The 25,419-nt window shown below is 41.1% G+C and carries 21 protein-coding genes and 1 riboswitch; of the genes, 16 read left to right on the top strand and 5 right to left on the bottom strand.

Annotation, left to right across the window (positions count from 1 at the left end; genetic code table 11):
• Positions 1–101 precede the first annotated feature (101 nt).
• From BPR_RS12420 to hisA, 5 genes are all read left to right on the top strand, one after another.
• Complete coding sequence (locus BPR_RS12420) at positions 102–1,535, top strand: TldD/PmbA family protein (RefSeq protein WP_013281842.1); 1,434 nt, start codon at positions 102–104, stop codon at positions 1,533–1,535.
• Between the two features lie 13 nt (positions 1,536–1,548).
• Positions 1,549–2,823, top strand: coding sequence for a metallopeptidase TldD-related protein (locus tag BPR_RS12415; RefSeq protein WP_013281841.1), 1,275 nt, complete (start codon positions 1,549–1,551; stop codon positions 2,821–2,823).
• A 123-nt stretch (positions 2,824–2,946) separates the two neighbouring features.
• A riboswitch (Lysine riboswitch) is annotated at positions 2,947–3,118 on the top strand.
• 193 nt (positions 3,119–3,311) lie between these two features.
• Positions 3,312–4,199: a 4-hydroxy-tetrahydrodipicolinate synthase gene (dapA, locus tag BPR_RS12405; RefSeq protein ID WP_013281840.1), complete on the top strand. Its 888-nt coding sequence runs from the start codon at positions 3,312–3,314 to the stop codon at positions 4,197–4,199.
• Positions 4,200–4,252: 53 nt separating this feature from the next.
• Positions 4,253–5,008 (top strand): 4-hydroxy-tetrahydrodipicolinate reductase, encoded by a 756-nt coding sequence (gene dapB / locus BPR_RS12400; RefSeq protein ID WP_013281839.1) that lies wholly within the window; start codon positions 4,253–4,255, stop codon positions 5,006–5,008.
• Positions 5,009–5,020: 12 nt separating this feature from the next.
• Positions 5,021–5,797 carry a phosphoribosylformimino-5-aminoimidazole carboxamide ribotide isomerase gene (gene hisA, locus BPR_RS12395; RefSeq protein ID WP_013281838.1) on the top strand — a complete coding sequence of 259 codons (777 nt, stop codon included), beginning with the start codon at positions 5,021–5,023 and terminating at the stop codon, positions 5,795–5,797.
• Between the two features lie 218 nt (positions 5,798–6,015).
• Here the strand turns inward: hisA and BPR_RS12390 are convergent, their stop codons facing one another.
• A complete protein-coding gene (locus BPR_RS12390) occupies positions 6,016–6,216 on the bottom strand; it encodes a cold-shock protein (protein WP_013281837.1) in 201 nt (66 codons plus the stop codon).
• A 272-nt stretch (positions 6,217–6,488) separates the two neighbouring features.
• On the opposite strand from BPR_RS12390, the gene BPR_RS12385 reads away from it, so the two are divergent.
• Entirely contained in the window at positions 6,489–6,776 is a 288-nt protein-coding gene (locus BPR_RS12385; protein WP_013281836.1) for a YerC/YecD family TrpR-related protein, read from the top strand.
• 94 nt (positions 6,777–6,870) lie between these two features.
• Here the strand turns inward: BPR_RS12385 and BPR_RS12380 are convergent, their stop codons facing one another.
• The 3 genes from BPR_RS12380 to BPR_RS12370 form a co-directional block, all read right to left on the bottom strand.
• Positions 6,871–7,350 carry a bactofilin family protein gene (locus BPR_RS12380; protein WP_013281835.1) on the bottom strand — a complete coding sequence of 160 codons (480 nt, stop codon included), beginning with the start codon at positions 7,348–7,350 and terminating at the stop codon, positions 6,871–6,873.
• A 15-nt stretch (positions 7,351–7,365) separates the two neighbouring features.
• Positions 7,366–8,148 (bottom strand): murein hydrolase activator EnvC family protein, encoded by a 783-nt coding sequence (locus tag BPR_RS12375; protein ID WP_013281834.1) that lies wholly within the window; start codon positions 8,146–8,148, stop codon positions 7,366–7,368.
• Positions 8,149–8,327: 179 nt separating this feature from the next.
• Positions 8,328–10,781 (bottom strand): GH36-type glycosyl hydrolase domain-containing protein, encoded by a 2,454-nt coding sequence (locus tag BPR_RS12370; RefSeq protein WP_013281833.1) that lies wholly within the window; start codon positions 10,779–10,781, stop codon positions 8,328–8,330.
• A 397-nt stretch (positions 10,782–11,178) separates the two neighbouring features.
• On the opposite strand from BPR_RS12370, the gene BPR_RS12365 reads away from it, so the two are divergent.
• The 7 genes from BPR_RS12365 (at position 11,179) to BPR_RS12335 (ending at position 19,297) form a co-directional block, all read left to right on the top strand.
• On the top strand, positions 11,179–12,210 hold the full coding sequence (locus BPR_RS12365; protein ID WP_013281832.1) for a LacI family DNA-binding transcriptional regulator: 1,032 nt from the start codon (positions 11,179–11,181) through the stop codon (positions 12,208–12,210).
• Positions 12,211–12,226: 16 nt separating this feature from the next.
• A complete protein-coding gene (locus BPR_RS12360) occupies positions 12,227–13,132 on the top strand; it encodes an ABC transporter permease (protein WP_013281831.1) in 906 nt (301 codons plus the stop codon).
• A gap of 24 nt (positions 13,133–13,156) precedes the next feature.
• Positions 13,157–14,092: a carbohydrate ABC transporter permease gene (locus BPR_RS12355; protein ID WP_013281830.1), complete on the top strand. Its 936-nt coding sequence runs from the start codon at positions 13,157–13,159 to the stop codon at positions 14,090–14,092.
• Between the two features lie 61 nt (positions 14,093–14,153).
• A complete protein-coding gene (locus BPR_RS12350) occupies positions 14,154–15,722 on the top strand; it encodes an ABC transporter substrate-binding protein (protein WP_013281829.1) in 1,569 nt (522 codons plus the stop codon).
• Between the two features lie 444 nt (positions 15,723–16,166).
• Positions 16,167–16,622, top strand: a complete 456-nt coding sequence (locus BPR_RS12345; RefSeq protein WP_013281828.1) for an ACT domain-containing protein — start codon at positions 16,167–16,169, stop codon at positions 16,620–16,622.
• Between the two features lie 60 nt (positions 16,623–16,682).
• Positions 16,683–17,891 carry a homoserine dehydrogenase gene (locus tag BPR_RS12340; RefSeq protein ID WP_042257049.1) on the top strand — a complete coding sequence of 403 codons (1,209 nt, stop codon included), beginning with the start codon at positions 16,683–16,685 and terminating at the stop codon, positions 17,889–17,891.
• 86 nt (positions 17,892–17,977) lie between these two features.
• The gene (locus BPR_RS12335; protein ID WP_013281826.1) at positions 17,978–19,297 is read left to right on the top strand and encodes an aspartate kinase; all 1,320 of its coding nucleotides are present in this window, start codon (positions 17,978–17,980) and stop codon (positions 19,295–19,297) included.
• A 146-nt stretch (positions 19,298–19,443) separates the two neighbouring features.
• On the opposite strand, the gene BPR_RS12330 is transcribed toward BPR_RS12335, so the two are convergent.
• Positions 19,444–20,247 carry a hypothetical protein gene (locus tag BPR_RS12330; protein ID WP_013281825.1) on the bottom strand — a complete coding sequence of 268 codons (804 nt, stop codon included), beginning with the start codon at positions 20,245–20,247 and terminating at the stop codon, positions 19,444–19,446.
• 259 nt (positions 20,248–20,506) lie between these two features.
• On the opposite strand from BPR_RS12330, the gene BPR_RS12325 reads away from it, so the two are divergent.
• The 3 genes from BPR_RS12325 (at position 20,507) to BPR_RS12315 (ending at position 25,331) form a co-directional block, all read left to right on the top strand.
• Positions 20,507–21,019: a hypothetical protein gene (locus BPR_RS12325; protein WP_013281824.1), complete on the top strand. Its 513-nt coding sequence runs from the start codon at positions 20,507–20,509 to the stop codon at positions 21,017–21,019.
• A gap of 85 nt (positions 21,020–21,104) precedes the next feature.
• The gene (gene guaB / locus BPR_RS12320; RefSeq protein WP_013281823.1) at positions 21,105–22,562 is read left to right on the top strand and encodes an IMP dehydrogenase; all 1,458 of its coding nucleotides are present in this window, start codon (positions 21,105–21,107) and stop codon (positions 22,560–22,562) included.
• Positions 22,563–22,601: 39 nt separating this feature from the next.
• A complete protein-coding gene (locus tag BPR_RS12315; RefSeq protein WP_013281822.1) occupies positions 22,602–25,331 on the top strand; it encodes a sensor domain-containing phosphodiesterase in 2,730 nt (909 codons plus the stop codon).
• Positions 25,332–25,419 lie beyond the last annotated feature (88 nt).

Raw genomic sequence — 25,419 nt, 5'->3', positions numbered from 1 at the left:
ATATATAATGAACTCATTCGGCGGCTTTGGCAGTTTAAATAGATAAAACATAAAAACGGTAAAGCGGCTGAAAGAGGAAAGTATCGGAAAGGGGAAATGGTATGAAAGCAAAGTTTTCAGAGTATTTAAGCTCTATTGCTCCAGGCATCAAGCAGCTGATTGCTGAGCTTGGAAAGAGCTATGATTATGTCAGTGTTCTTTCTACAGATTCTGTAGGATTTAGCATGACGGCCTCCCAGAGGGTTAAGAGCATAAGCGCAAAAACACTTATGGTGGAGAGGGGAAACGTTGTAAGAGTTTATAAAGATGGTCTTTACAGCGAATATTCTTTTAACTTGTTTGATTCTGAGAATGCGGCAGAAAAGGCTGGCAAGATCAAGGAAGTTCTTGATAAGCAGCTTGCAGTATTAAAGGCAACACAGACAGAAGTTTATAACACAGAGAAGCTCACTGATGAGCCTCAGGAGCTCTTTGTTGAGATGGAGACCACAGATCTTCCGGAGGAAGCAGATCTTGATGCACTTATCAGGAGATTCAAGGAAATTAGTGATAAGGGAGCTGCTATTTCAGAAGAAATCATAGACTGTAATGTAAGAGGCGAATCAACTCACGTTAGCAAGATGTTCCTTACAGCCAATAAGGACCTTCGACAGAGCTATGTCCAGTCTACAGGCTCAGTTGTTATGTTTGGATCCAGAAATGGTAAGACAGATAACGGTTATCAGGCAATCTCTGACAGAGAAGGACCTGCTATTTTTGATGGCCTTGAAGATCTGATTGATAAATCATACAGGGAACTTAATGATTGTCTTGGTGCAGAGCACGTTGTTCCAGGTGAGTATGACGTTGTCACATCTCCTGAGGTTTCAGGGCTTATTGCTCACGAAGCCTTTGGACACGGTGTTGAGATGGATATGTTTGTTAAAAACAGAGCGCTTGGCCAGGAATATATTGATAAGCGCGTAGGATCTGACCTTGTTTCAATGCACGAAGGAGCGCTCGTATGTAAGGATACTTCAAGCTATGCCTTTGATGATGAGGGAACTCCTGCCGGGGACGTATTGGAAATTGATAAGGGTATCCTTAAGACCGGTGTATGTGATGCTCTTGCAGCCCTCCGTCTTGGCACAAAGCCAACAGGAAATGGAAAGAGAGAGAACTTTGAGCATAAAGTTTATACCAGAATGACAAACACTATGTTTGACAGCGGAAACAGCACCAAGGAAGAGATGATTGCTTCTATCAAGAAGGGATATCTTTTGGAGGGATTTAATTCTGGAATGGAGGATCCTAAGCACTGGGGAATTCAGTGTATCATTTCAAGAGGCTATGAAATTATTGATGGCAAGCTGACAGGCAAGGTTGTTGCTCCACTTGTACTTACAGGTTATGTTCCGGATCTTCTTAACTCTATTTCCATGGCAAGTACTGATTATGAATCATTTGGAAGTGGAATGTGTGGTAAAGGCCATAAGGAATGGGTTAAAACTGCAGATGGTGGCCCATATCTTAAGTGTAGAGTAAGACTTGGCTAAGCGGGAGGATGACATGACAGATAAGATTATTGAATTATTAAAGCAGTCCGGTGCTGATGCCTGGAGTGTTACAGATAAGATTACAGAAGGCTGGGAGTTTTATTTTATTAAGCACCAGCTGGATCAGAACAGAGTTCGTGATGTAGAACATATTACAGTAGAAGTCTTCAAAAAACTTGAGGATGGAAAGTTTATCGGAAAAGCTTCTGAGGAAATTGCCCCAACTGCTTCAGTAGAGGAAGCTAAAAAGATTATTGATGCTCTGTGCGTAAGAGCTACTTTTGCTCCAAACCCTTATTATGAGCTGAACAAAGAGAAGGTAGAGGTTGAAAACAAGTCTATCGACGTTCCTAAGATGGCACAGGATTTCATTGAAGCCCTGCAGCAGGTTCCTGAGACATCAGGTGAGGATATTAACTCCTATGAGATATTTGCTGAGAGCAATAAGAAAAGATATGTAAACTCTGAGGGAATTGATGTTACGGTTACTTATCCTAAGTCAATGGTTGAAGTAGTTGTAAATGCCAGAAACAAGGAGCATGAGATTGAGCTTTACCGCATGTACGAAGCTGGAACCTGTGACAAGGATCATCTGGTAAAAGAGATTTCAAATACCCTTAAGTTTGGTAAAGACAGACTGGATACAAAGCCTACTCCAAATCTTTCAAAGGCAACAGTTATTTTTTCTACAAACGATGTCGAGCAGATCTTTAAGTGGGCTGCACTGAATTTGCACGCAGCATACAAATATATGGGTTACTCAAAGTGGGAACTTGGTAAGGAAGTCTTGGAGGACGTAAAGGGAGACAAAATTACTATCAAGGCAGTGAAAGAACTTCCAAACTCTTCCGAAAACTATGCGATAGATGCAGAAGGTGCTGCTTTCAAAGATATGTATCTTGTTAAAGACAATGTGCCAAAATGCTATTGGGGCGATGCACAGTTCCGTTATTATCTTGGCGTAAAAGATTCCTACATCGTAGGTAACTTTACAGCAGAGGGTGGCGAGCTTACTGAAAAGGAGCTTAGAAGCGGCAGTTATCTTGAACCGGTTGAGTTCTCTGACTTTAGTGTTAATCCTATAACCGGAGAAATTGCCGGAGAAATCCGTCTTGCATATCTTCACGATGGAAACAGTGTAACAGCAGTGAGTGGCGGTTCTGTATCAGGAAATCTTAATGAACTTATGAAGAACGTAAGATTTTCAAAAGAACTAAAACAGTATAACAATGTCGTTGTTCCATCAGTTGTTAAGCTTGAAAATGTTACAATTGCAGGAGCAGAGTAACTAGCGAAGTGATTTTGAGCTTGGAGCAGAGTGATTACACAAATTGCTCACTTTATGGGAAAAAATGCAATTGTATTGACAACAACTTGACATAGGTTGTACTATTTAAAAAACAAACATAAGACTTTAGATAGAGGTTGCGTATTCAATGAGTAATTCTGCGGATGTGTCAGGCACAGGAGAAGCAGAATGGAAGGTGAATATGCCGAAAGGTTCGGTCTCCTGAGGATCGGATGCTTGGGCATATAGTTAAGAGCTATATGACTGTCATCGCAGATGGGGCGCTATCAGTTCATTCTTTAATATGTATTTGGATGGAAATGTATACGGCTCATCAGATTATCTGGTGAGCCTTTTTATTCTGTCGAATAAAAAAAGAATTGCGCAACTCGCGGAAATGAAATTATTGCTTGCGCAATCCGCTCGTGCGCAGAAGAGTCGCAAGCGACTCTTCATTCAATGGTCGAATCATATCAAAGGAGGATAACATGGCAATATTTAAGGGAGCAGGAGTAGCAATTGCAACACCATTTAATCAGGACGGATCTGTTAACTATGACGAGTTTGAAAGACTTATCGAGTTTCAGATTGCAAACGGAACGGATGCTATAATTGTCTGCGGAACAACAGGCGAAGCAGCAACAATGTCAGAAAAAGAGCACATGGACGTTGTTAAGTTCTGCATTGATAAAGTAAACAAGAGAATTCCTGTAATTGCAGGAACAGGATCAAATTGTACACAGACAGCTATTGAACTCTCTGCGCTTGCAGAAGAATATGGTGCTGATGGAGTTCTTTGTGTAACACCATATTATAATAAGGCAACACAGGACGGACTTTATGCTCACTTTAGCGCAATCGCTGATGCTATCAGCATACCGATCATCCTCTATAATGTGCCTAGCAGAACAGGATGCAATATCCTCCCTGAGACAGCAGTCAGACTTTGCCGTGATAAAAAGAATATAGTTGGCATCAAGGATGCAACAGGAAATATTGCTCAGACATCCAGAATGATGCAGCTTGCAGAGGGATGCATAGATCTTTATTCAGGAAATGATGATGAAATCGTTCCTATCATGTCTCTTGGTGGACTTGGAGTAATTTCAGTTCTTTCTAACGTTGCTCCACAGCAGACACATGAAATATGCCAGAAGTGTCTAGATGGCGATTTTGCAGCAGCAAGAGAGCTTCAGTTTAAAGCTATTCCGCTTGTGAAGGCTCTTTTCTCAGAGGTTAATCCTATTCCTGTTAAGAGCGCACTTAAGATGATTGGTATAGAGGCAGGTCCTCTCAGACTTCCTCTTACTGAGATGGAAGATGGCCACAAAAAAGTACTTGAAGATGAAATGAGAAGCTTTGGTCTTATAAAGTAATTGGAAAGGAGCTACAGCATGCCATCGGTTGAGATGGCTGCGTGAAAAAAACTATGACAAAAATGATAATGCACGGCTGCAATGGCCGTATGGGACATGTAATTGTTGACCTTGTTAAAGAGGATGCTGATATCGAAGTTGTTGCAGGCGTAGACGCTTATGGCGAGAGTAATTATGATTTTCCTGTATTTAAGAGCCTGTCTGATTGTAATGTGGCAGCAGATGTTATTGTGGATTTTTCTAATGCATCAGCTGTAGACGGCCTTCTTGACTACGCAGTGTCAGTTAATACACCGGTTGTTCTCTGCTCAACAGGTCTTTCAGAAGAGCAGCTTAATAAGGTAAAAGAGGCGTCTTCCAAGATTGCAATCCTCAGATCTGCGAACATGTCAGTTGGAATAAATGCGCTTCTCAAGGTGCTTAAGGATGTTGCTCCTCTTTTTGCCGAGGCCGGATTTGATATAGAGATAGTTGAAAAGCACCATAATCAGAAGCTTGATGCTCCAAGTGGAACAGCTATTGCACTTGCTGATGCTATCAATGATTCTTTTGAGGATAAATATGAGTATACCTATGACAGAAGTCAGCGCAGAGAAAAACGCCGTCAGAAAGAAATTGGCATTTCTGCAGTCAGAGGTGGAACAATTGTTGGTGATCATGATGTAATATTTGCCGGTCTTGATGAAGTTGTTACACTTTCTCACAGGGCATATTCAAGGGCAATTTTTGGCAAGGGCGCTATTCAGGCAGCCAAATTCCTTGGCGGCAAGAGTGCCGGAATGTATGATATGGCTGATGTTCTCGCGTAAAAGGGGATAAGAATGAGGTTCAGACCTTGTATTGACATACATAATGGAAAAGTTAAACAGATAGTTGGCAGCAGCCTTGTGGATACAGGTGATCAGGCAAAAGAGAATTTTGCATCCGCCAAGGGCGCTGATTTTTATGCAAGAATGTACAGAGAAAAGGGCTTAAGCGGAGGACATATCATTTTGTTAAATCCGGCTGAAAGCCCTTATTATGAAGTAACAAAGAGGCAGGCAATAGCTGCTCTTACTGCGACTCCGGGACTTCTTCAGATAGGAGGAGGCATAACGGCGGATAATGCGCAGGAGTTTCTTGATTATGGAGCGTCACATGTCATTGTTACCTCATATGTGTTTAAAAATGGCAAGATAAACTATACAAATCTCAAAAAGCTTGTAAAGGCTGTTGGTAAAGAAAAGATAGTTTTGGATCTATCCTGTAAGGCTGATGAGAATGGCAGATACAAGATTGTGACAGACAGATGGCAGAAGATGACTGATGTTGAGCTATGTGCGGAAACATTGGATGCTTTGGCTGAGTACTGTGATGAGTTTCTGGTTCATGCGGCTGATGTTGAAGGAAAGCAAGGCGGTATTGAAGAAAAAGTGGCCAATATCCTGGGAAACTGGGGGAAAATACCTGTAACCTATGCAGGCGGAGTACATTCACTTAAAGATATCGATAAGATCAGAAAAGCTGGAAAAGGAAAGATAGATGTCACCGTGGGAAGTGCACTTGATATATTCGGTGGAAATCTAGAGATGGATGATGTAATTACCTCTTGTGGGTAAAAGCGGAAATAACCAGCAAGAATCCTGCCTTGCTGCAGAAAAAGACGTGCAAAATAATATTGCGAATAAATAAAGATTAGGTCAAAAAATCCATCTGGTAAAACCAGATGGATTTTGTTGATTAATCATTGTTACAATCTTGCGAATTCAAAATATATATCTATATTAGAATAAGGCACTATGTAGTCTGATTAATTAGCCTTTAACTCATCTAAGAATCAAAGCTTGTTTACGTTTACGGCCTGAGGTCCCTTTTCGCCCTGGATTACATCATACTCTACAGAAGCGCCCTCTTCGAGAGACTTGAAACCTTCCATGTTGAGTCCTGAATAATGTACGAATACATCATTTCCAGCCTCGTCTGAGATGAAGCCGTAACCCTTCTGGTTGTTGAACCACTTAACAGTACCTTTGTTCATTGTAATACCTCCACTAAAAATAAAAAAATAATCGTTCTGTTGTCCACGACAACATATTAATGCTAACACATAAAGGTACAAAAGTAAAGGTAATTTATTGATGTTGAGCATAAGTTTTACGTTTGAGAAAATATTTTTCTGTAATATTTCGATTTGCGATATTGAGTACTTTACTTTACTAGTTCAGAGTGATAAAATGTTTAAGCACGAAAGTATTATTGACGGAATATGGTTTAGTTATGGCGAAAAAATAAAATAAGGAGACTTTTGACATGAATAAGAAAATTAGAACAGATGCTGTTGATCACCTGTTTAATGCAATACTTTGCCTCCAGAATAAAGAGGAGTGTTATAGTTTTTTTGAAGACTTATGTACTGTTAATGAACTCTTATCTCTTTCACAGAGATTTGAAGTTGCGTCTATGCTGAGAGATCGTAAGACATACCTGGAAATAGCAGAGAAGACTGGTGCTTCTACAGCTACAATCAGTAGAGTTAACAGATCACTTAACTATGGTGATGACGGATACGAGCTTGTATTTGAGAGAATGCAGGACTGATCATTATTTGAGATATTTGTAATATAATACTTTTGCATTAAAAAGCCGAATGCATGTGATAAGCATTCGGCTTTAATATTGTAAGAAATAATTATTATTTGTTGGCTTCTTTTTGTGAGTTGTCGTTTGTCTTTTCTTCTGCAGGCTTACTGTCATCAGAAGCTTTATCTGCTGCAGCTCTTTCCTTGGCAACAGTAGCAGAACTCTTATCAATGTTTGTCATATCACACTTGCCCTGAAAGACTGCATTTTCATCAATGATAATACCCTTGCAGGTAACATCTCCGATAACTTTACCGGTATCACTGATCTCAACCTTGCCCTTGGGAGAGGAAATATTTCCGTTAACCTCACCGGCGATATAAGCGTTCAGGCAGGAAACAGTACCTGTGATCTTGGCATCTTGTCCGACAATCAGAGCGCCGTTAATAGTTACGTTACCATTTACAGTACCATCAATTCTGGCTGAATCCTTGGTAGAAAGAGGTCCGTCGATAATTGCACCGGGGCCGATGATGGTTCCAACCTGTTCCATAGATGGATCAAGGGTGGTATCTTTTTTGCTTCCAAACATGTACTTATCCTCCGTTTATCCGTTAATCTCAATTAGTGTTACAGGATCGATGTAATTATCATCCTGTTTGATTTGGTAACCAAGAGAAGTGTTGTTCTCATCAACTACAAACAAAATGTCGCCTTTATCGATGACAGCGCCCTCAGAAACAAGGGGGTTACCTGAATTTCTATATATAGAAACGTAGCCGTTTCCATGATCAATAGATATAACGTAGCCAAATTTGGCATCACTTGTAACTGTTGTAACTGTACCGGAACCTGATGCGATGACATTGCTGCCTTCACCGGCACTGAATACTACAATTGGATTTCCTGTAGCGGTATCCTTGTTCTCGTCAGTGATTTCTGTAATAGAAGTAGAATTGGTATCATCTACAGCACTTGTCATAGAAGCTGTTCCTGAAAGAGGAAAACCGGAAGGTACTGCAAGTGCCTCTGCCTCCTCTGCAACAACATGCTCATCCTCGATTCGCTTGTTGATCGCGGCTGAGAGCTGCTCGTTTTCTGTCTGGAGCTTGTCGTTGGCAGTAGAGAGCTCGTCATTTTCAGACAGAAGCGCTTCGATACTGGCTTTCTGCTCAAGTTCTATTTCTCTCAGAGTATTTATGGTAATTGCTGTATAGATGATATAGCAGATAATTGCAAGAGCGATTGCAAAGCAGGTATACGCCAAAAGCTGTGTCTTGAAGTGGTTTAGGTGTAAGCGCTTTGTACTGCCGTCAGAATCCCCCGAGATTATCATAAAAGTATAATGCCGTTTATGCCTGTGCTTTTTAGGCTTTGCTACTTTTCCCATATTAACCTCTCATAAAAAGTATTACCCTCAACGCCTAATTTTATCATAACATGTGTGATTTATGCAACCTTACAGAAATAGAGCCAGAGGATTGTGAAATCCTCTGGCTCTTCCCCTCATAAGTATGTTAATTCGCAGGTTTGCTACGCCAGGTGGCGCATTTACGATATTAACCCTGATCAGCCCATTTCAGCGACAACAGTATATTCCTTGACACCGGACTCGTAAGGAATAACGTTTCCTGAAACTTCTTTTCCGTTAACAGTGAGCTTCTTGATGCCTTTCTGGACACCATTCTGCTTAACACTGATGTGGTAAACTGCATCACGATATTTTCTTGTGATCTCAAAATCACCAAAATCAGCAGGTACACAAGGATTGATTGACAGACCGTTGTGTGTAGGATATACACCCAGAATGTACTGGGAAATATTTACAAAGGTCCAAGCTGCTGTACCTGTGAGCCAGCTGTTCTTGCCCTGTCCAAAGAACTTGGCATCTCTTCCTGCAACCATCTGTGAATATACGTATGGCTCTGTGCAGTGGATTTCGCTTATATCTTCGATGTAAGCAGGACATGTTTTTCTGTATATTTCAAAAGCTCTGTCTCCATGACCAAGAACTGTTTCTGCGATAGAAACCCAAGGGTTGTTGTGACAGAAAATACCAGCGTTTTCCTTGTATCCCGGTGGATATGAAGAAACTTCGCCGAGTTCAAGATGGTACTTGGTGTAAGCAGGCTGGAGGATCATAACACCATACTTGGTATCAAGTCTTTCCTCAACGCTCTTAAGAGCCTTCTCAGCAAGACCTTCTTTTACACCGATTCCTGCAAGAACGCAGAAGCCCTGTGGCTCGATGTAGATCTGGCCTTCTTCACACTCTTTTGATCCAACCTTGTTGGAATATGCATCATAAGCACGAACAAACCATTCGCCGTCCCATCCGGCTGTGATAGCTGCCTGATAAACTTTGGCAATTTCTTCACGTGCTCTCTTGGCTTCAGCATCATCTCCGAGAAGTTCAGCAAGCTGAGCGTACTCCTCACCATACTTAACAAACATACCGGCGATGAATACTGATTCAGCAACAGGTCCCTCAGAAGGTCCGAAAGTCTGGAATGATTCACCCGGGTGCTCTGAGAAGCAGTTGAGGTTAAGGCAGTCGTTCCAGTCAGCACGTCCGATAAGAGGAAGTCCGTGAGGACCCTTGTGAGTAGCTGTGAAATCAAATGAGCACTTGAGGTGTCCCATAAGAGTCTTGGCTACGCTCATATCATTATCGAAAGGAACCATCTCTTTTAAGATGGAAAGATCTCCTGTCTCTCTTACATATGCGCTTGTACCTGCTATGAGCCATAAAGGATCATCGTTAAAGCCTGATCCGATATCAGAGTTACCTTTCTTGGTAAGTGGCTGATACTGGTGGTATGCGCTACCATCCTGGAACTGAGTAGAAGCGATATCGATGATACGCTGTCTTGCTCTGTCAGGAATAAGATGAACGAATCCAAGAAGATCCTGGCAAGAATCTCTAAAGCCCATTCCACGGCCGATTCCGGACTCATAGTAGGAAGCAGAACGTGACATGTTGAATGTAACCATGCACTGGTACTGGTTCCAAATGTTGACCATACGATCAACCTTCTCATTAGAAGATGAAATGTGATAATTGGAAAGAAGCTCTTTCCAATAGTTCTTGAGTTCTACAAGTGCAGCATCTACAGCAGCCTCTGTCTTGTATGCTTCGAGCATCTTAAGAGCAGGTTTCTTGTTAACTACACCCGGAGCTTCCCACTTGTCATCCTCGGGATTCTCGATATAACCAAGAACGAAGATGAAAGTCTTGGACTCGCCGGCTGCAAGATCAATGTTGATCTGGTGAGAAGCGATAGGTGACCAGCCGCTTGCTACAGAATTAGTGCACTTGCCTTCAGCAACTACATCCGGGCTGTCTGGCCCGTTGTATGCACCAAGGAAAGCATCTCTGCTGGTATCAAAACCATCAACTGCAGAGTTGACACTGTAAATAGCGTAGTGGTTACGTCTCTCTCTGTACTCAGTTTTGTGGTAGATAGTAGAACCACCATCTGTAACTTCTACTTCACCTGTGCTGAGATTTCTCTGGAAGTTCTTCATGTCGTCATCTGCGTTCCAGAGACACCACTCAACATATGAGAAAAGAGATAACTTAGCTGCGGTTTCTTTATTATTGGTAATAGTAACCTTGGAAATCTCACAGTTATCATTCATAGGAACAAAGGTGAGAACTTTAGCTTCCACGTTGTTCTTGCTGGATGTAAATGTGCTGTATCCAAGTCCGTGACGACACTCATACTGGTCAAGTGTTGTCTTGACTGGCTGCCAACCCGGATTCCATACTACGCTGCAGGCGGAATCTGTGTTGTCCTTAATGTAGAAGTACTTACCATTATTATCGTACGGAACGTTGTTATAACGATATCTGGTGAGTCTCAGCAGTTTGGCGTCCTTGTAAAATGTGTATCCACCACATGTGTTGGATATCAGTGAAAAGAACTCTTTGTTGCCGAGGTAGTTGATCCATGGCAATGGAGTCTTGGGTGTGGTGATGACATACTCAAGGGCTGCATCATCAAAGAAGCCGTATTTCATATAAAACCTCCCATTACATATAAATAAACTTAAACGTTTTCGGAATTTCTAGTGACATTATATATGCTAAATCCATATAATGCAACAAGAAAAAAATAAAGTTTAAAGTCGCATAAATACTGGGGATGAGACAATAGTTTCCGGTGAAACCGGTATCAAAATATCGATGAATATAAGTTTACGAAACACTATCGAAAACGTTTAATAAATTTTTTATAATTATAAACATGAATTTATAAAAGTGTATGAAAAAACGACAATGATTTTATAAAAATGTACCAAAAGTATAAAACTTGCACAAAAAAATATAAAAACATATTGCTTTTGGGGTAATAATGTTGTACTCTGAAACTACGAAAACGATTTAGTAACAAACAAGGCGCAAACGGTAAATAGAATGGTGTCATTAAAAGATATTTCTAAGGCTTGTGGAGTATCCGTTGCGACAGTATCCAAGGCACTTAACGATCATAGTGATATCAGCCAGGAGACCAAGAAACATGTCAGAGAGGTGGCTGAGAAGCTTGGATACAGACCAAACGCTGCAGCACAGGCTCTTAAGACGAACAAAACAAAAAATATTGGCGTCCTCTTTGTTGATGAAGCTAATAGCGGACTTACACATGACTATTTCAATCATGTTCTGGACAGCTTTAAACGCACAGCTGAGGAAAACGGCTATGACATAACTTTCATCAACAGTGGTAATAAGAGGCTGAACAACATGTCCTATTTATCACATGCGATTTACAGAGGTTTTGATGGGATCGTGATCGCCTGTGTGGATTTTTCAGATCCTCAGGTAGATGAACTTATAAAGAGTGAGATTCCGGTGGTTACAATTGACCACTTGTTTTACAACAGAACTGCAATAATGTCTGACAACGTCAATGGAATAAATGAGCTTGCCACTTATGTATATGAACAGGGCCACAGGAAAATAGCTTATATCCATGGTAAAGAGTCAGGAATGGAATCTTCGGTTACCAAGAGCAGACTTTCAAGCTTTTACAAGACACTTCAGGATCTTGGGGTAGAAATTCCGGATGAATATGTTCCGGCAGTTCCTTATAGAGATACAGATGCAGCTTATGAAGCGACCAATAAGCTTCTTGATTTAAAAGATCCGCCGACATGTATTTTTTACCCGGACGATTTTGCAGCATTTGGCGGAATAAATGCGATCAGGAAAAAAGGACTCAGAATACCTGAGGATGTATCCGTTGTTGGTTATGACGGAATAGAACTTGCCAGAAAGATAAGTCCTATTTTGACAACAATGGTACAGGATACAGAGCAGATCGGTTCAGTTGCTGCTTCTAAGCTGATTGATCTTATCAATAATCCTAAGGGGACAATCGTTGAACAGGTTGTAGTTAAAGGGAATATTGAGAGGGGAGAGTCAGTAGCTAGGTTAGCTAGTAATTAAAAGGGAGAGTAGAGGTATGAATGAATTTTTAAAAAACACCTGGAAACACAGAGCTCATGTGGTTATGGCACTGCCTGTTTTCCTCATCTTGTTCTTTATCATGTACGTGCCTATGGCCGGCTTGGTAATGGCGTTTAAGAACTTCAACTATGTTGATGGTATTTGGAAGAGTCCATGGAACGGACTTGACAACTTCAAGTTCCTGCTTGCTTCCAAGGCAACATTCATTTCAATTACAAAGAATACAATTTTATATTATCTTTTGTTTACTATTGTTGGTACATTCCTCAATGTAACATTGGCAATCATGATTGATAAGCTGGTGTTCAAGAAAATGGCCAAGACAATGCAGACACTTATGATCATTCCGGTATTCATTTCTTATGCAGCCGTTCAGTTCATAGTATATGCATTCATCAGTTCTGACACAGGTATCATCAACCACATGCTTGGTACATCTACAAGATTTTACTCAGCTGCTAATCTTTGGCCATACATCCTGCTTGTAGTTAAGATCTGGAAGGATACAGGATACGGCTCAGTACTTTATATGTCAGTACTTGCCGGAATTGATTCCGAACTCTACGAGGCAGCAGATATCGATGGTGCTAACTCATGGCAGAAAATTTTCCACATTACTATTCCATCACTTATTCCAATGATAACAGTAATGCTCCTTCTTTCAGTTGGTTCAGTAATGCATTCTGATACAGGTCTTTTCTATCAGGTAACACGTAACAACGGTATGCTTTACTCAACAACACAGGTTATTGACTCATATGTTCTGAACGCTATCTTCAGTAGTTCGAACTTCGGATTTGTAGCTGCAACATCCTTCTTCCAGTCGATTGTTGGACTGCTCCTGATGCTCTTTGCGAACACAACAGTCCGCAGAATAGCACCGGAAAATGCATTGTTCTGATAAAAGGCTAGAAAGGGGAAAGAGATGGCTCAGTTAAAAAGAAATAACAAACTTGATATAGCTCCTTCAAGAGAGGAGAGAGTAACAGTAGGACAGGTCATACTTGCAATCATTCTTATCATTTGCACATTGTTTGCCTTCCTTCCTGTAGAACTTACTTTTGTAGCTGCGTTTACAGATGAAAAGAGTATCGCAGTAAACGGATTTAGATTCTGGCCCAAGGACTGGTCACTGGCTGGTATGTCAGCAGTCCTGAAATATGGTAAGCAGCTTGCTCAGTCTTACCTTGTAACTATTTTTGTTACAGTAGCCGGAACATTTATGGGACTTTTGTTCATGAGTATGTTTGCATACTCAATCAGCCGTAAGGAATTCAGACTTGCAAGATTCTTATCAATCTATCTGCTGATTCCTATGCTGTTCAATGGTGGAACACTTTCAGGATATATCGTATTCACAAGTTACTATGGATTAAAGGATAGCTTGTGGCTCCTGATTCTTCCACTTTGCGTATCTACTATGAACGTAATTATTCTTAGAACATATATAGCTAACAGTATTCCTGGAGAGCTTATGGAAGCTGCCAAGATCGACGGAGCTGGTGAGTACAGAACCTTCTTCCAGATCACACTTCCACTTCTTAAGCCTTCACTTGCAGCCGTAGGTTTCATGATGGCTACAGCATACTGGAATGACTGGCAGAATGCACTTCTTTATATTGATTCAGATGCCAAGAAGCCTTTGCAGCTCCTTCTGATCAATATCCAGAAGAGTATCGAGTTCCTTCTTAACAACGCAAACGTTCCTGCATCAGCAAGAGCAGCCATGGGTGGTACTATTCCACAGTATTCATCAACAATGGCAACAGTTCTGGTAGTTATCGGACCTATCATGGTTGTATATCCGTTCTTCCAGAAATACTTCATCAAGGGTCTTACTGTTGGATCAGTAAAAGGTTAACGATATTCACCCCTATGGGGATAGAATATAAAAACACAAACCAATATAAAGGGAGGTCAATATGAAGAAAAAAGTATTATCAGTAATGATGGCAACAGCAATGTCACTTTCATTGCTCGCAGGCTGCGGAAGCTCAACTCCAGCAACAACAGAGACTCCTGCAGACACAACTGCTACAGAGACACCTGCAGCAGAGACAAAGACAGAGGACACTACAGCAGCTGCTGAGACACCTGCTGCAAGCGGAGACGTTACAGAGATCAGTCTTTACAGATGCTCATTTAATGTAGCTAACCCTGATTCAGCTCAGGTACAGAAGGTTCAGGATGCAATCAACGCTTACATCGCTGACAAGATTCCTGTACAGATCAAGCTTACAGATATCGGATCAGGTGAGTACACAGAAAAAGCTAACCTTGCACTTGCAAATAACGAGATCAACCTTCTTTGGACAGCTTCTTGGGAAGGCACAATTGGAACAAACGATCTTTATCCAGCTAAGGCTGTTTACGATCTTACAGATCTTCTTCCAGGCACACCTCTTTATGGCTCAATGGCTGAAGGACAGTGGGAAGCAGCAAAGTATGATGGCAAGATTTACTTCGTACCTGTATACAAGGACAATGTAGAAGGCTATGACTTCATGTTCCGTAAGGACGTTGTTGACGCTCATGGTTGGGACATCACATCAGTTAAGAAGCTTGCAGACCTCGAGCCAATGCTCGCAGATGCTAAGGCTGATGGACTTAAGTATCCTTTCCTTACACAGAAGACAGCTATGTTCTACAGATGGTACATCGACAGCTTCGATTTCTTCACAGCTGATGCTGGTGCAAACTTCGTAGCAGTTGATCGTAAGACAGATGAAGTTGTAGATACAATCCTTACACCTGAATACCTTGAGTTCGCTAAGCTTATGGCTGATTGGGCTGAAAAAGGCTATATTTCAGAGGATGACGCTACAAAGACAACTAACGACCAGACAACTCAGACACAGGATTGGGCTGTAACATGGTGGACAGATATCCCAGTTAACGACGAGGCTAACGCTCGTTATGGTCAGGAAGTTGTAATGCAGCCTGCAACAAGCAGATGGGCTCATTCAACATCAGCTCTTGGTTCTTGCTACTGCGTAACAGCAAACTCAACACCTGAGCAGGCTAAGGCTTGTGTAGATTTCCTTGGACTCCTTTACACAGATTCAACACTCGCTGATATGTATACATTCGGTATCGAGGGTGAGGACTTCACATACGATGCTAACCATCAGGTTGAGCAGAACTCAGACAAGTACAACCACTCAATGTGGGAGTCAGCTAACGCTACAATCGTTACACCACTTTCTAACGAGCCAGCTAACAAGGCAGAGCTCTATGATGCATTCAACGGTGGCGCTAACACATCATCAGCAGCTGGATTCAGATTCGACAAGTCTCCTGTAGAGGCTCAGTACACAGCTTGCGCTAACATAGCTGGTGAGTACGGATTCGCTCTTGAGAACGGTGGTGTAGCTTCTAAGGACGTTGAGTCTACAATCGAAGCTTATCAGGCAGCTCTTGACGGTGCTGGATATCAGGACGTTCTTGCTGAGTTCCAGAACCAGTACAACGCATGGAAGGCTTCTAAGTAATTTGGATATCCTCCTTTCTTTATCCTTGGCCATACCTCCAGGATAAAGGTTACTCTTTCCTTTTATAAGCGTTATGAAAGCCATGGCATTCCCCGATGCCATGGCTTTCGCACGTTTAAGGGCCGGCCCTTAAGCCAATGATGGTGGCTTGCGGGGGCGGGACCTTTTGTGATATTGTCATTTTATACAAAAAATGTGTATAGGTCGCATATATATTGGTAATAATAATTATTGCCTTCAGAACTTTACTGTGCTAAACTCTTTGTATCGCACACAGATGTCCGTGAGTGAAAAACAGATTACGCAGATAACATACAGTTGTTTGCGAGAAACGGACAGATGTATATCTCGATACAAAGAGTTATTTTTTTATACATATTGATGTGAAAATATACAGATATGCTAAATGCAATCTTATGAATGGTTGGGAGATTATTCTGTAAAATGCAGCAGGACACAGGTTATTACGTTATAAAAAGACAGGCTGTTCCGGAAGTGCTTCTCAAGGTTGTGGAGGCCAAGAAGCTTCTTGAATCAGGTAAGGTCAAGACAGCTGCTGAGGCAGCAAGCAGGCTTGGCATCAGTCGCAGCTCTTTTTATAAGTATAAGGAAGATATATACGAATTTCACGACAGTCTGCAGGGGACTACACTGACGCTTACATTTCAGATGAATGATGAGGTTGGACTATTGTCCTACGTACTTAATCTTATTGCTGAATTTGGGGCTAATATTCTTACGATACATCAGTCAATTCCGCTTAACGGTGTAGCTTCACTTTCAATTACAATTCAGGTATTACCAACAACAAGAGATATTATGGAAATGATCTCCAAAATGGAGAATGTTGAGGGAGTTCACAAGGTTCATATTACAGGACGTAGTGCAACACTTTCATAAGGCAAGAGTAACATACGGAATATTATGGCTTAGACCATATTTAGGATAATGGAGGACAACATGGCAAAGGTAGCAGTTTTGGGATATGGTACAGTTGGAAGCGGAGTGGTTGAGGTTTTAGATACTAATGCCGCTGAGGTTTCTAAGAGCGCAGGAGAGGCACTTGAAGTTAAGTATATTCTTGATCTTCGTGATTTTCCCGGTGACAAGCATGAAGCACAGGTAGTTCATGACATAGATGTTATTCTAAACGATCCTGAAGTGGAAGTTATCTGTGAGACCATGGGAGGTATTGAGCCTGCTCTCACTTTTGAAAAGAGAGCACTTGAAGCCGGAAAGAGCGTCTGCACCTCCAATAAAGAGCTTGTAGCTGCTCATGGACCTGAACTTGTAGAACTTGCTGAGAAAAATAATGTAAGCTATCTCTTCGAGGCCAGTGTAGGAGGCGGTATTCCTCTTCTTCGTTCACTGAATGATTCTCTTAAGCATGAAAAAGTTGACTCTATTACAGGTATCCTAAACGGAACTACTAATTATATTCTCACCAAGATGGATAAAGAGGGTGCTGCTTTTGAGACAGTCCTTAAGAAAGCACAGGAAAAGGGATACGCTGAGAGAAATCCTGAAGCTGATGTAGAGGGCTACGATGCGTGCCGCAAGATTGCAATCCTTGCAAGTCTCATGAGCGGCAAGCATGTTCACTATGAAGATATTTATACTGAGGGAATTACCAAGATTAATATTCATGATTTTGAGTATGCAAGAGCGCTCAATATGTCAATTAAGCTCCTTGCAATGTGCAAAAAGAATGAGAACGGCTTTTTTACAATGGTTGCTCCATTCCTTGTTCCATATGAGAATCCCCTTGCAAGTGTAAACGGTGTGTTCAATGCTATAAGCATACATGGAAATATGCTTGGTGATGTGATGTTCTACGGTAAGGGTGCCGGCAAGAATGCGACAGCAAGTGCAGTAGTAGCAGATGTTATTGACATTGTTAAGCATAAGGGTAAACATATTGAAATAAATATGAAGGCCGAGAAGGCAGTTCTTTCGCCCAAGGACAACGCTGTAAGAAATTTCTTTGTAAGAGTATCAGATGATCTTGAAGAACAGGCCAGAGAAGTTTTTGGAAATGGCGTAGAAGTTGTAAAGAGAAACAGTATTCATGGAGAATTTGCTTTTGTAACTGAGCCAATTTCCGAGAAGGATTTCGAGGAAAAGCTCTGGAAGATGGACAGCGTTAAGGGATATATCAGATTGTACTAATGCTAAGAATATGATCAGGCAGGTGTCAAAAGGAAATATTGATGCCTGCATCATAATAGAAAATGGTAGGAAAAGAGAAGAATATTATGAAAAAGGTAGTTAAATTTGGTGGAAGTTCTCTTGCAAGTGCAGAGCAGTTCAAAAAAGTTGGCGAGATAATAAAGGCAGACCCTGACAGAGTTTATGTTGTGCCTTCTGCTCCAGGTAAAAGAAATTCCAAGGACACTAAGGTTACAGATATGCTCTACAAGACTTATGCTCTTGCAGAGGATGGCAAAGATTTTAAGAAACAGCTCTCTGACATCAAAGCCCGCTATGATGAGATCATCAAGGGGCTCGGACTTAAGCTTAGTCTTTCAGATGAGTTTAAGACAATTGAGAAGAACTTTAAGGAAAAGGCCGGAAAAGATTACGCTGCCAGCCGAGGAGAATACCTCAATGGTATCATTATGGCTGCGTATTTGGGCTATGAATTTATCGATGCAGCTACAGTAGTGGCTTTTGATAAAAACGGCGAATTTGACGGCGAGAAGACCAATAAACTCATGGGTAAAAAACTTGAGAAACATGAAAGAGCTGTTATTCCCGGTTTTTATGGAGCTTATCCTGATGGAAGTGTTAAGACCTTTTCAAGAGGCGGTTCTGATATAACAGGATCAATCGTTTCAAGGGCTATCAAGGCTGATGTTTATGAGAACTGGACAGATGTTTCAGGATTCCTTGTAACAGATCCCCGCATCATTGACAAGCCACCGCACATCGAGACAATCACATATACTGAACTTCGAGAGCTTGCGTACATGGGCGCAGGAGTTCTTCATGAGGATGCTATTTTCCCTGTCCGTAAGGAAGGAATTCCTATCAATATCAGAAATACCAACAAACCTGAGGATCCTGGAACATGGATTGTTGAGTCAACTGCCAAAAAGTCCAAGTATGTTATCACAGGAATTGCAGGTAAGAAGGGCTTTTGCTGCGTAAACGTCCTTAAGGATCAGATGAACTCTGAAGTAGGCTTTGTCCGCAAGGTATTACAGGCCTTTGAAGATCAGAATATCTCAATTGAGCATGTTCCTTCAGGAATTGATACTATGACAGTATTTGTTCAGCAGGATGAATTCATAGAAAAAGAGCAGGCTGTTGTGTCAGAAATCCACAGACTTGCACATCCTGATATGTTGGAGATTGAATCAGATCTTGCTCTAATTGCTGTAGTGGGACGTGGAATGAAATCAACACGTGGTACAGCCGGAAGAATCTTCTCAGCACTTGCTCATGCCAGCGTAAACGTACGCATGATCGACCAGGGATCATCAGAGCTTAACATCATCATCGGTGTTGAAACCCGCGATTTTGAAAAAGCAATCCGTGCAATCTATGATATTTTTGTAACTACACAGATTTAAGTGATATTTATCTTGAGATAAGAAATAACAATAAAAGAGATATTTCTTTTTTGCTTTATTTTGGCAAAAGAAATATCTCTTTTTATATTACAGTATAGATTATTGTATTTAGACAGTTCTGAAGTAATAGAGAGGCCCTTCTCTCATCAACCAAGAAGATATTCGAGAAATTGCAGTGCAACTTCAGGACGCTTGGTGTTGATCATAACGCCGACCACGGGAATAGAATTGGTCATGCTGTAAGCTCCTGATTCTGCAAGTTTCTCAGAAGATGTTAATCTGATTCCGACAGGAACAGGGTTTTCCATCTTAGAAGGATCGGTGTTAGGCGTGGTAAAATTCTTGTTGTATTCATCGGCCATAACAGCATATTTGTCGGAATGATCGAACTCTCCGGTGCTGATGTAGTCCTGATAAGCTTCTGAGTTGAGATAGTCAATGTAGGACTGGTCCACATAGACAAATAAATCTTCATATTGGGCAATCTGCTCAGCACTTAAAACATCTCTTAAATCTGCAAAAACCTGCTGATTGGCATAGTATGTGAAGATGTCGCTGTCAGCAGTTAGAACATCAAGGTCTCCGCCAGCGATATTGGCCATGATCTTCTGGCTTGTGGCAATAGTAGTTTCTGTTATGATAGACAGATCAAAGCTTGCTGAGGTGTCGATAAAGCAGCTGTACTTGCTGGTATCTATCTGAGCGTAAGGAACAAATCCCTGCTCAAGGGTATCCTGAGCACTGGACATTCCTGAATTGAGCATAATTGCATAAAAACCATAAGGTTTATTATTTCTGATATCGTGGATGAGCATTGATATCAGGACCAGAACAAATACGGCTATAAGAGTGTGGATCTTGTAATATTCCCAAAAGTATTCCAAATGAGCTTTAACGCCCTGACCTTTTAACTTCTTTTGCTGCTCTCTTATTTCTTCATGTACGGACATTTGACTAATCTCCTTAATTAATAGTTAACAGAAAAATAATACTATTTTATCAATAAAACATATATAATGATATTAGGCATTTTTTGACCAAATCATAATAAAATCAATAATAAAAATAAAGAAGAAAAGTGTCAATTATCATTTTTTGAAAAAAGTGTGATATATAAAAAATCCCTTGAAAGATTGGGCAAAGTAATATAAGATAGTCGATAAAATGGCTATTATTATTTGGCCAGAATACAGGAGGCTATTGTTACAAATGGTTAGTGATAACAGTTATGTAGAATGTCTTGTCTCTAGTAAGGCGTCGCCGGTAATGGTTTTCTTAAAAGGCGCTTCCCTTACACTCGCAGTTATTTCCTTTTTATCATCAATTCTAATGGGTACTGGTATTGTGGGAATGATTCTTGCCATAGCCTTTGGTGCAGGTTATTACTTTGCTTCACTTAATGCCAGCATTGAGTTTGAGTATCAGTATTGCGACAGAGAAATTACTGTTGACAAGGTTCTCAACAAGGAGAGACGCAAGAATATCGGTAAATATGATGTGGGTAAGATTGAAGCTATGGCTCCATCACGTTCATATCATCTCGACGAGTACAAGAACAGAACCTACAAAGTTCTCGATTTCTCCGCAAGAGAAAAGGATCCTCAACCAGATCCGACTTATACAATTTATTATGATGGCAAAGAGAAAATAATTCTTGAACCCACAAAAGAGTTTGTGGATGCTGTTAAGAATGTTGCTCCAAGAAAAGTTTTTGTAGACTGAGTACTATATAAATAGATAGAAATAAACTACTAATGTATGGGGATACATTGATATAACATTATTTTTATTAGAATGGGAGTAGAAAATGGGACAGATTATCGGCGAAGGAATTACTTTTGATGACGTACTTTTGGTACCTGCTTATTCACAGGTTATACCTAATCAGGTAGATGTAGGTACTTATTTGACCAAGAAGATCAGACTTAACATTCCAATGATGAGTGCAGGAATGGACACCGTTACTGAGCACAGAATGGCAATTGCCATGGCAAGACAGGGCGGTATTGGTATTATTCACAAGAACATGTCAATCGAGGCGCAGGCTGAAGAGGTTGACAAGGTAAAAAGATCAGAGAACGGCGTCATCACAGACCCATTTTCACTTTCACCAGAGCATACACTTGCTGATGCTGATTCTCTTATGGCTAAGTTCCGTATTTCAGGCGTGCCAATCACTGAAGGTAAGAAACTTGTTGGTATCATCACAAACCGTGATCTTAAGTTTGAAAAGGATTTCTCACAGAAGATCAAGGATGTTATGACAAGTGAGAATCTTATCACAGCTAAGGCTGGAATCACTCTGGAAGAGGCTAAGAGCATTCTTGCCAAATCCAAAAAAGAAAAACTCCCAATCGTAGATGATGACTATAATCTTGTAGGTCTTATTACTATCAAGGATATTGAGAAGACTATCAAGTATCCGCTTGCTGCCAAGGATGATCAGGGAAGACTTCTGTGTGGCGCAGGTGTTGGTATCTCTGCTAACTGTCTTGAGCGTGTAGCAGCACTTGTAGATGCCAAGGTTGACGTAATTGTACTTGATTCTGCACATGGACATTCAGAGAACGTTTTGAAGTGTCTTAGAATGATCAAGGAGAAATTCCCGGATCTTCAGGTTGTAGCAGGTAATGTTGCAACAGGAGAAGCTACCAAGGCTCTTATCGAGGCTGGTGCAGATGCAGTTAAGGTTGGTATCGGTCCTGGTTCTATCTGTACTACAAGAGTAGTTGCAGGTATCGGTGTTCCACAGATCACAGCTATCATGGACTGCTATAAAGTTGCTAAAGAGTATGGTGTTCCGATCATTGCTGATGGTGGTATCAAGTACTCAGGAGATATCACTAAGGCTATTGCTGCCGGCGGTAATCTTGTTATGATGGGTTCAATGTTTGCAGGATGTGATGAGGCTCCCGGTGAATTTGAACTGTTCCAGGGCAGAAAATACAAGGTATATCGTGGAATGGGCTCAATTGCAGCTATGGAGAATGGTTCCAAGGATCGTTACTTCCAGGAAGATGCCAAGAAGCTTGTTCCTGAAGGCGTAGAAGGACGTGTTGCCTATAAGGGTACTGTTGAAGATACAGTATTCCAGCTTATGGGCGGTCTCAGATCCGGTATGGGTTATTGTGGATGTCAGACTATCGATGAGCTCAAAGAGAACGGCAGATTCATTAAGATGACTTCAGCTGCTCTTCGTGAATCTCATCCTCATGATATCCAGATCACCAAGGAAGCACCTAACTATAGTGTTGATAACAACTAACAATATATGATCTAACTACATTTTCCTTGAGGGGGGACAATGCAGGAGACATTTACCAAAGTGGAATTAGAAAATACCACAGAAGCAGGCTCTTTGGTTGAAGAAAAAGGGGCCTCTGGTAATCGTGCGCCTAAACAGCTGGCAAATATGCAATCCTGGCAGGACAAATTCTGTGAAATGTCAGGAGTTTATGCTATGTGCCTGGATGAGAATGGCGCTCCACTTAGCGAATTCTCAGGTAATCCCCACGAAATAGAGATCATTAAAAAGTATGTGACAGATGTTCGCATACACAATATCTACAAAAGAGTATCAGAGAGTGAGCTGGAGGATCAGGCTGTAGAAATAACAGAAGTTCCTAACCTCCGGCTTGCTGCTGTTGCTGTAAAAAGTGGAAAACAGACATCCGCAGTGTGGATTGTCTGCGGTGTATTTACTGACGCAGAGTATGAACCGGAATTTTTCCATATCCCGCCAATAGATTCTTTTGGCTATCAGATTTCCGAAGATAAATTTTATAGAGTTTTAGATCTCCTCAGGGCATCTCTCAATGTCTTTATTTCTATTGAGAAATCAAGAACACAGGCGGTTGCCAAGAGCGAGGAATCAAAAGCCCAGGAACTTGAAATGACGACATCTTTCCACAGAGCAGAGACAATGACAGAGATCGTGTCTCTCTTGGATAGCGATGATGGCATAGAAAACATCATGGTGCAGATATTGTCCAAATTGTGCGGTTATTTGCAGATTAGCAATGGATTTACCTGCAGGATACATCATAATACCCTGATGGATATTGTGGTGCAGTGGAATGCGCAAGGGTGCAGTAAGATGTTCCTTGAAACTACTGACCAGGAAGTATGCTGGTTCCTAGGCACAGAGAAGGCGATTGTCATATCCAGTGATACACAGATGAATGCCGGAGAGCGTGAACAGCTTGATATGCTGGGGATAAAAGCTCTTGTTGCCATGCCTATAGTAATAAACGGAGCTCCCAGATTCTATGCCTGCATAACAGAGAACAGAGAAAGCCGTATATGGTCAATCGATGATGTTAAATTTATAAATGATACTATAAGGATCCTTCAGAGTATCATTACCAAGAGAATACAAACCAACTCACTTGCCAGCTCTTTTGCCTCACTTGAAGCGGTTCTGGATAATGTGGGAAGCTCGATATATGTAAGAGATATAGGTACAGGCGTGCTGTTGTTTGCCAACAGAAGCTTTAAAAAGAATTTCAGCAAAGAGCTTGCAGAGAATAAACTTATGGAGCTCTTTGAATCTAATATTCCACCAAGAAGCCACAGCGGAAACTATGAGGTTAATCATAAGGCAAGATCCAAGTGGTACGACGTGTATTACACCAGGATAAAATGGGTTGACGGAAGACCTGTTTCTCTTTGCGCAATTTACGATATTACAGAGAAAAAATTGTACCAAAAGAGAATTGAGCAGCAGGCATATACTGATTTCCTGACAGGTCTTTATAACAGAATGTGCTGCGAAAAAGACCTGGCTAAATATGTGGATGATGCCAGAAATTCAGGAAGAACAGGTGCCCTTATGTACCTTGATCTTGATGACTTCAAGCATATTAATGATAGTCTTGGACATCAGTATGGCGACGTTCTTTTGCAGGATATTTCCAAGGCAATGAGCAGGATTGAAGGAATCAGCAATTCCTGTTACAGAATGGGCGGAGATGAGTTTGTCATCATAGTTCCTCCCGACAACTACCATTTGATGGACAAGATCATAGAAGAAATAAAGGATGCCTTTGCAACTCCATGGTATCTCAAGGATACGGATTATTATTGCACTATGAGTATGGGACTTGTTCGTTTCCCTGAGAATGGAGACAATGTCCCTGAACTTATCAGAAAATCCGATGTTGCCATGTACGAGGCCAAAAAATCAGGTAAGAACAGGATTGCTGAGTACTCTGACAATATTGATTCTTCATCTATTCACAGGCTTGATCTTGAGAAAAATATGTTTGATGCTATTGGAAAGAGCTGTGAGGAATTTGAGGTTTATTTCCAGCCTGTAATAACTAATGAAAAGAAAGCAAGGAGTGGCAAAGGAATCAAGCATATTGGTGCTGAGGCTTTAGTTAGATGGAACAGTGACAAACTTGGATTTTTAAATCCGGATGAGTTCGTTCCACTTGCGGAATATTTAGGGCTCATAAATCCTATTGGAAATCATGTCCTGAAAAAAGCTTGCGAGTGCTGCAGACAATGGAATGAGTCCGGAGTTGGCGATTTTTCTGTAAGCGTTAATCTGTCTGTTGTTCAGATCATGCAGACAGATATAGTCGATATTATAAAAGAATGTATAGAAGAGAATAATCTTAAGCCGGAGAACCTGATCCTGGAGCTCACAGAGAGACTTGCGATAAATGATCTTGCAAGAACCAAGCAGACTCTCCTTGATATTAAGGACCTTGGAGTAAGACTTGCGCTTGACGACTTTGGAACCGGGTATTCAGCACTTAGCAGCATCAGAGCGCTTCCGTTTGATATAATCAAGGTTGATAAGGATTTCGTCAAAGATATTGCTACAGATGACTATTCCCAGGCGTTTGTCAGGATGATGGCTCAGCTTGGCGAGACAATAGGTGCAGACATATGTGTTGAGGGAATAGAAACCAAGGAGCAGTTGGAAGCAATTAAGAATATGGGAGTTAAGTATATTCAGGGCTACTATTATGATAAACCGCTCAGAAGAGCAGCCTTTGAAGAGAAGTATGTCTATAACAAATAGGCTCTTTTACCGGCTTTCCAATGTGTCATCTGATGATATATAAAGAGCGTGGAATTATGTTATAATGTATGATATCATAAGTATTCGT

The organism is Butyrivibrio proteoclasticus B316 (assembly GCF_000145035.1).
GTDB classification, from domain to species: domain Bacteria; phylum Bacillota; class Clostridia; order Lachnospirales; family Lachnospiraceae; genus Butyrivibrio; species Butyrivibrio proteoclasticus.
Note: the sequence above shows the minus strand (reverse complement) of the source record. Positions and strands in the feature narration are given on the sequence as shown.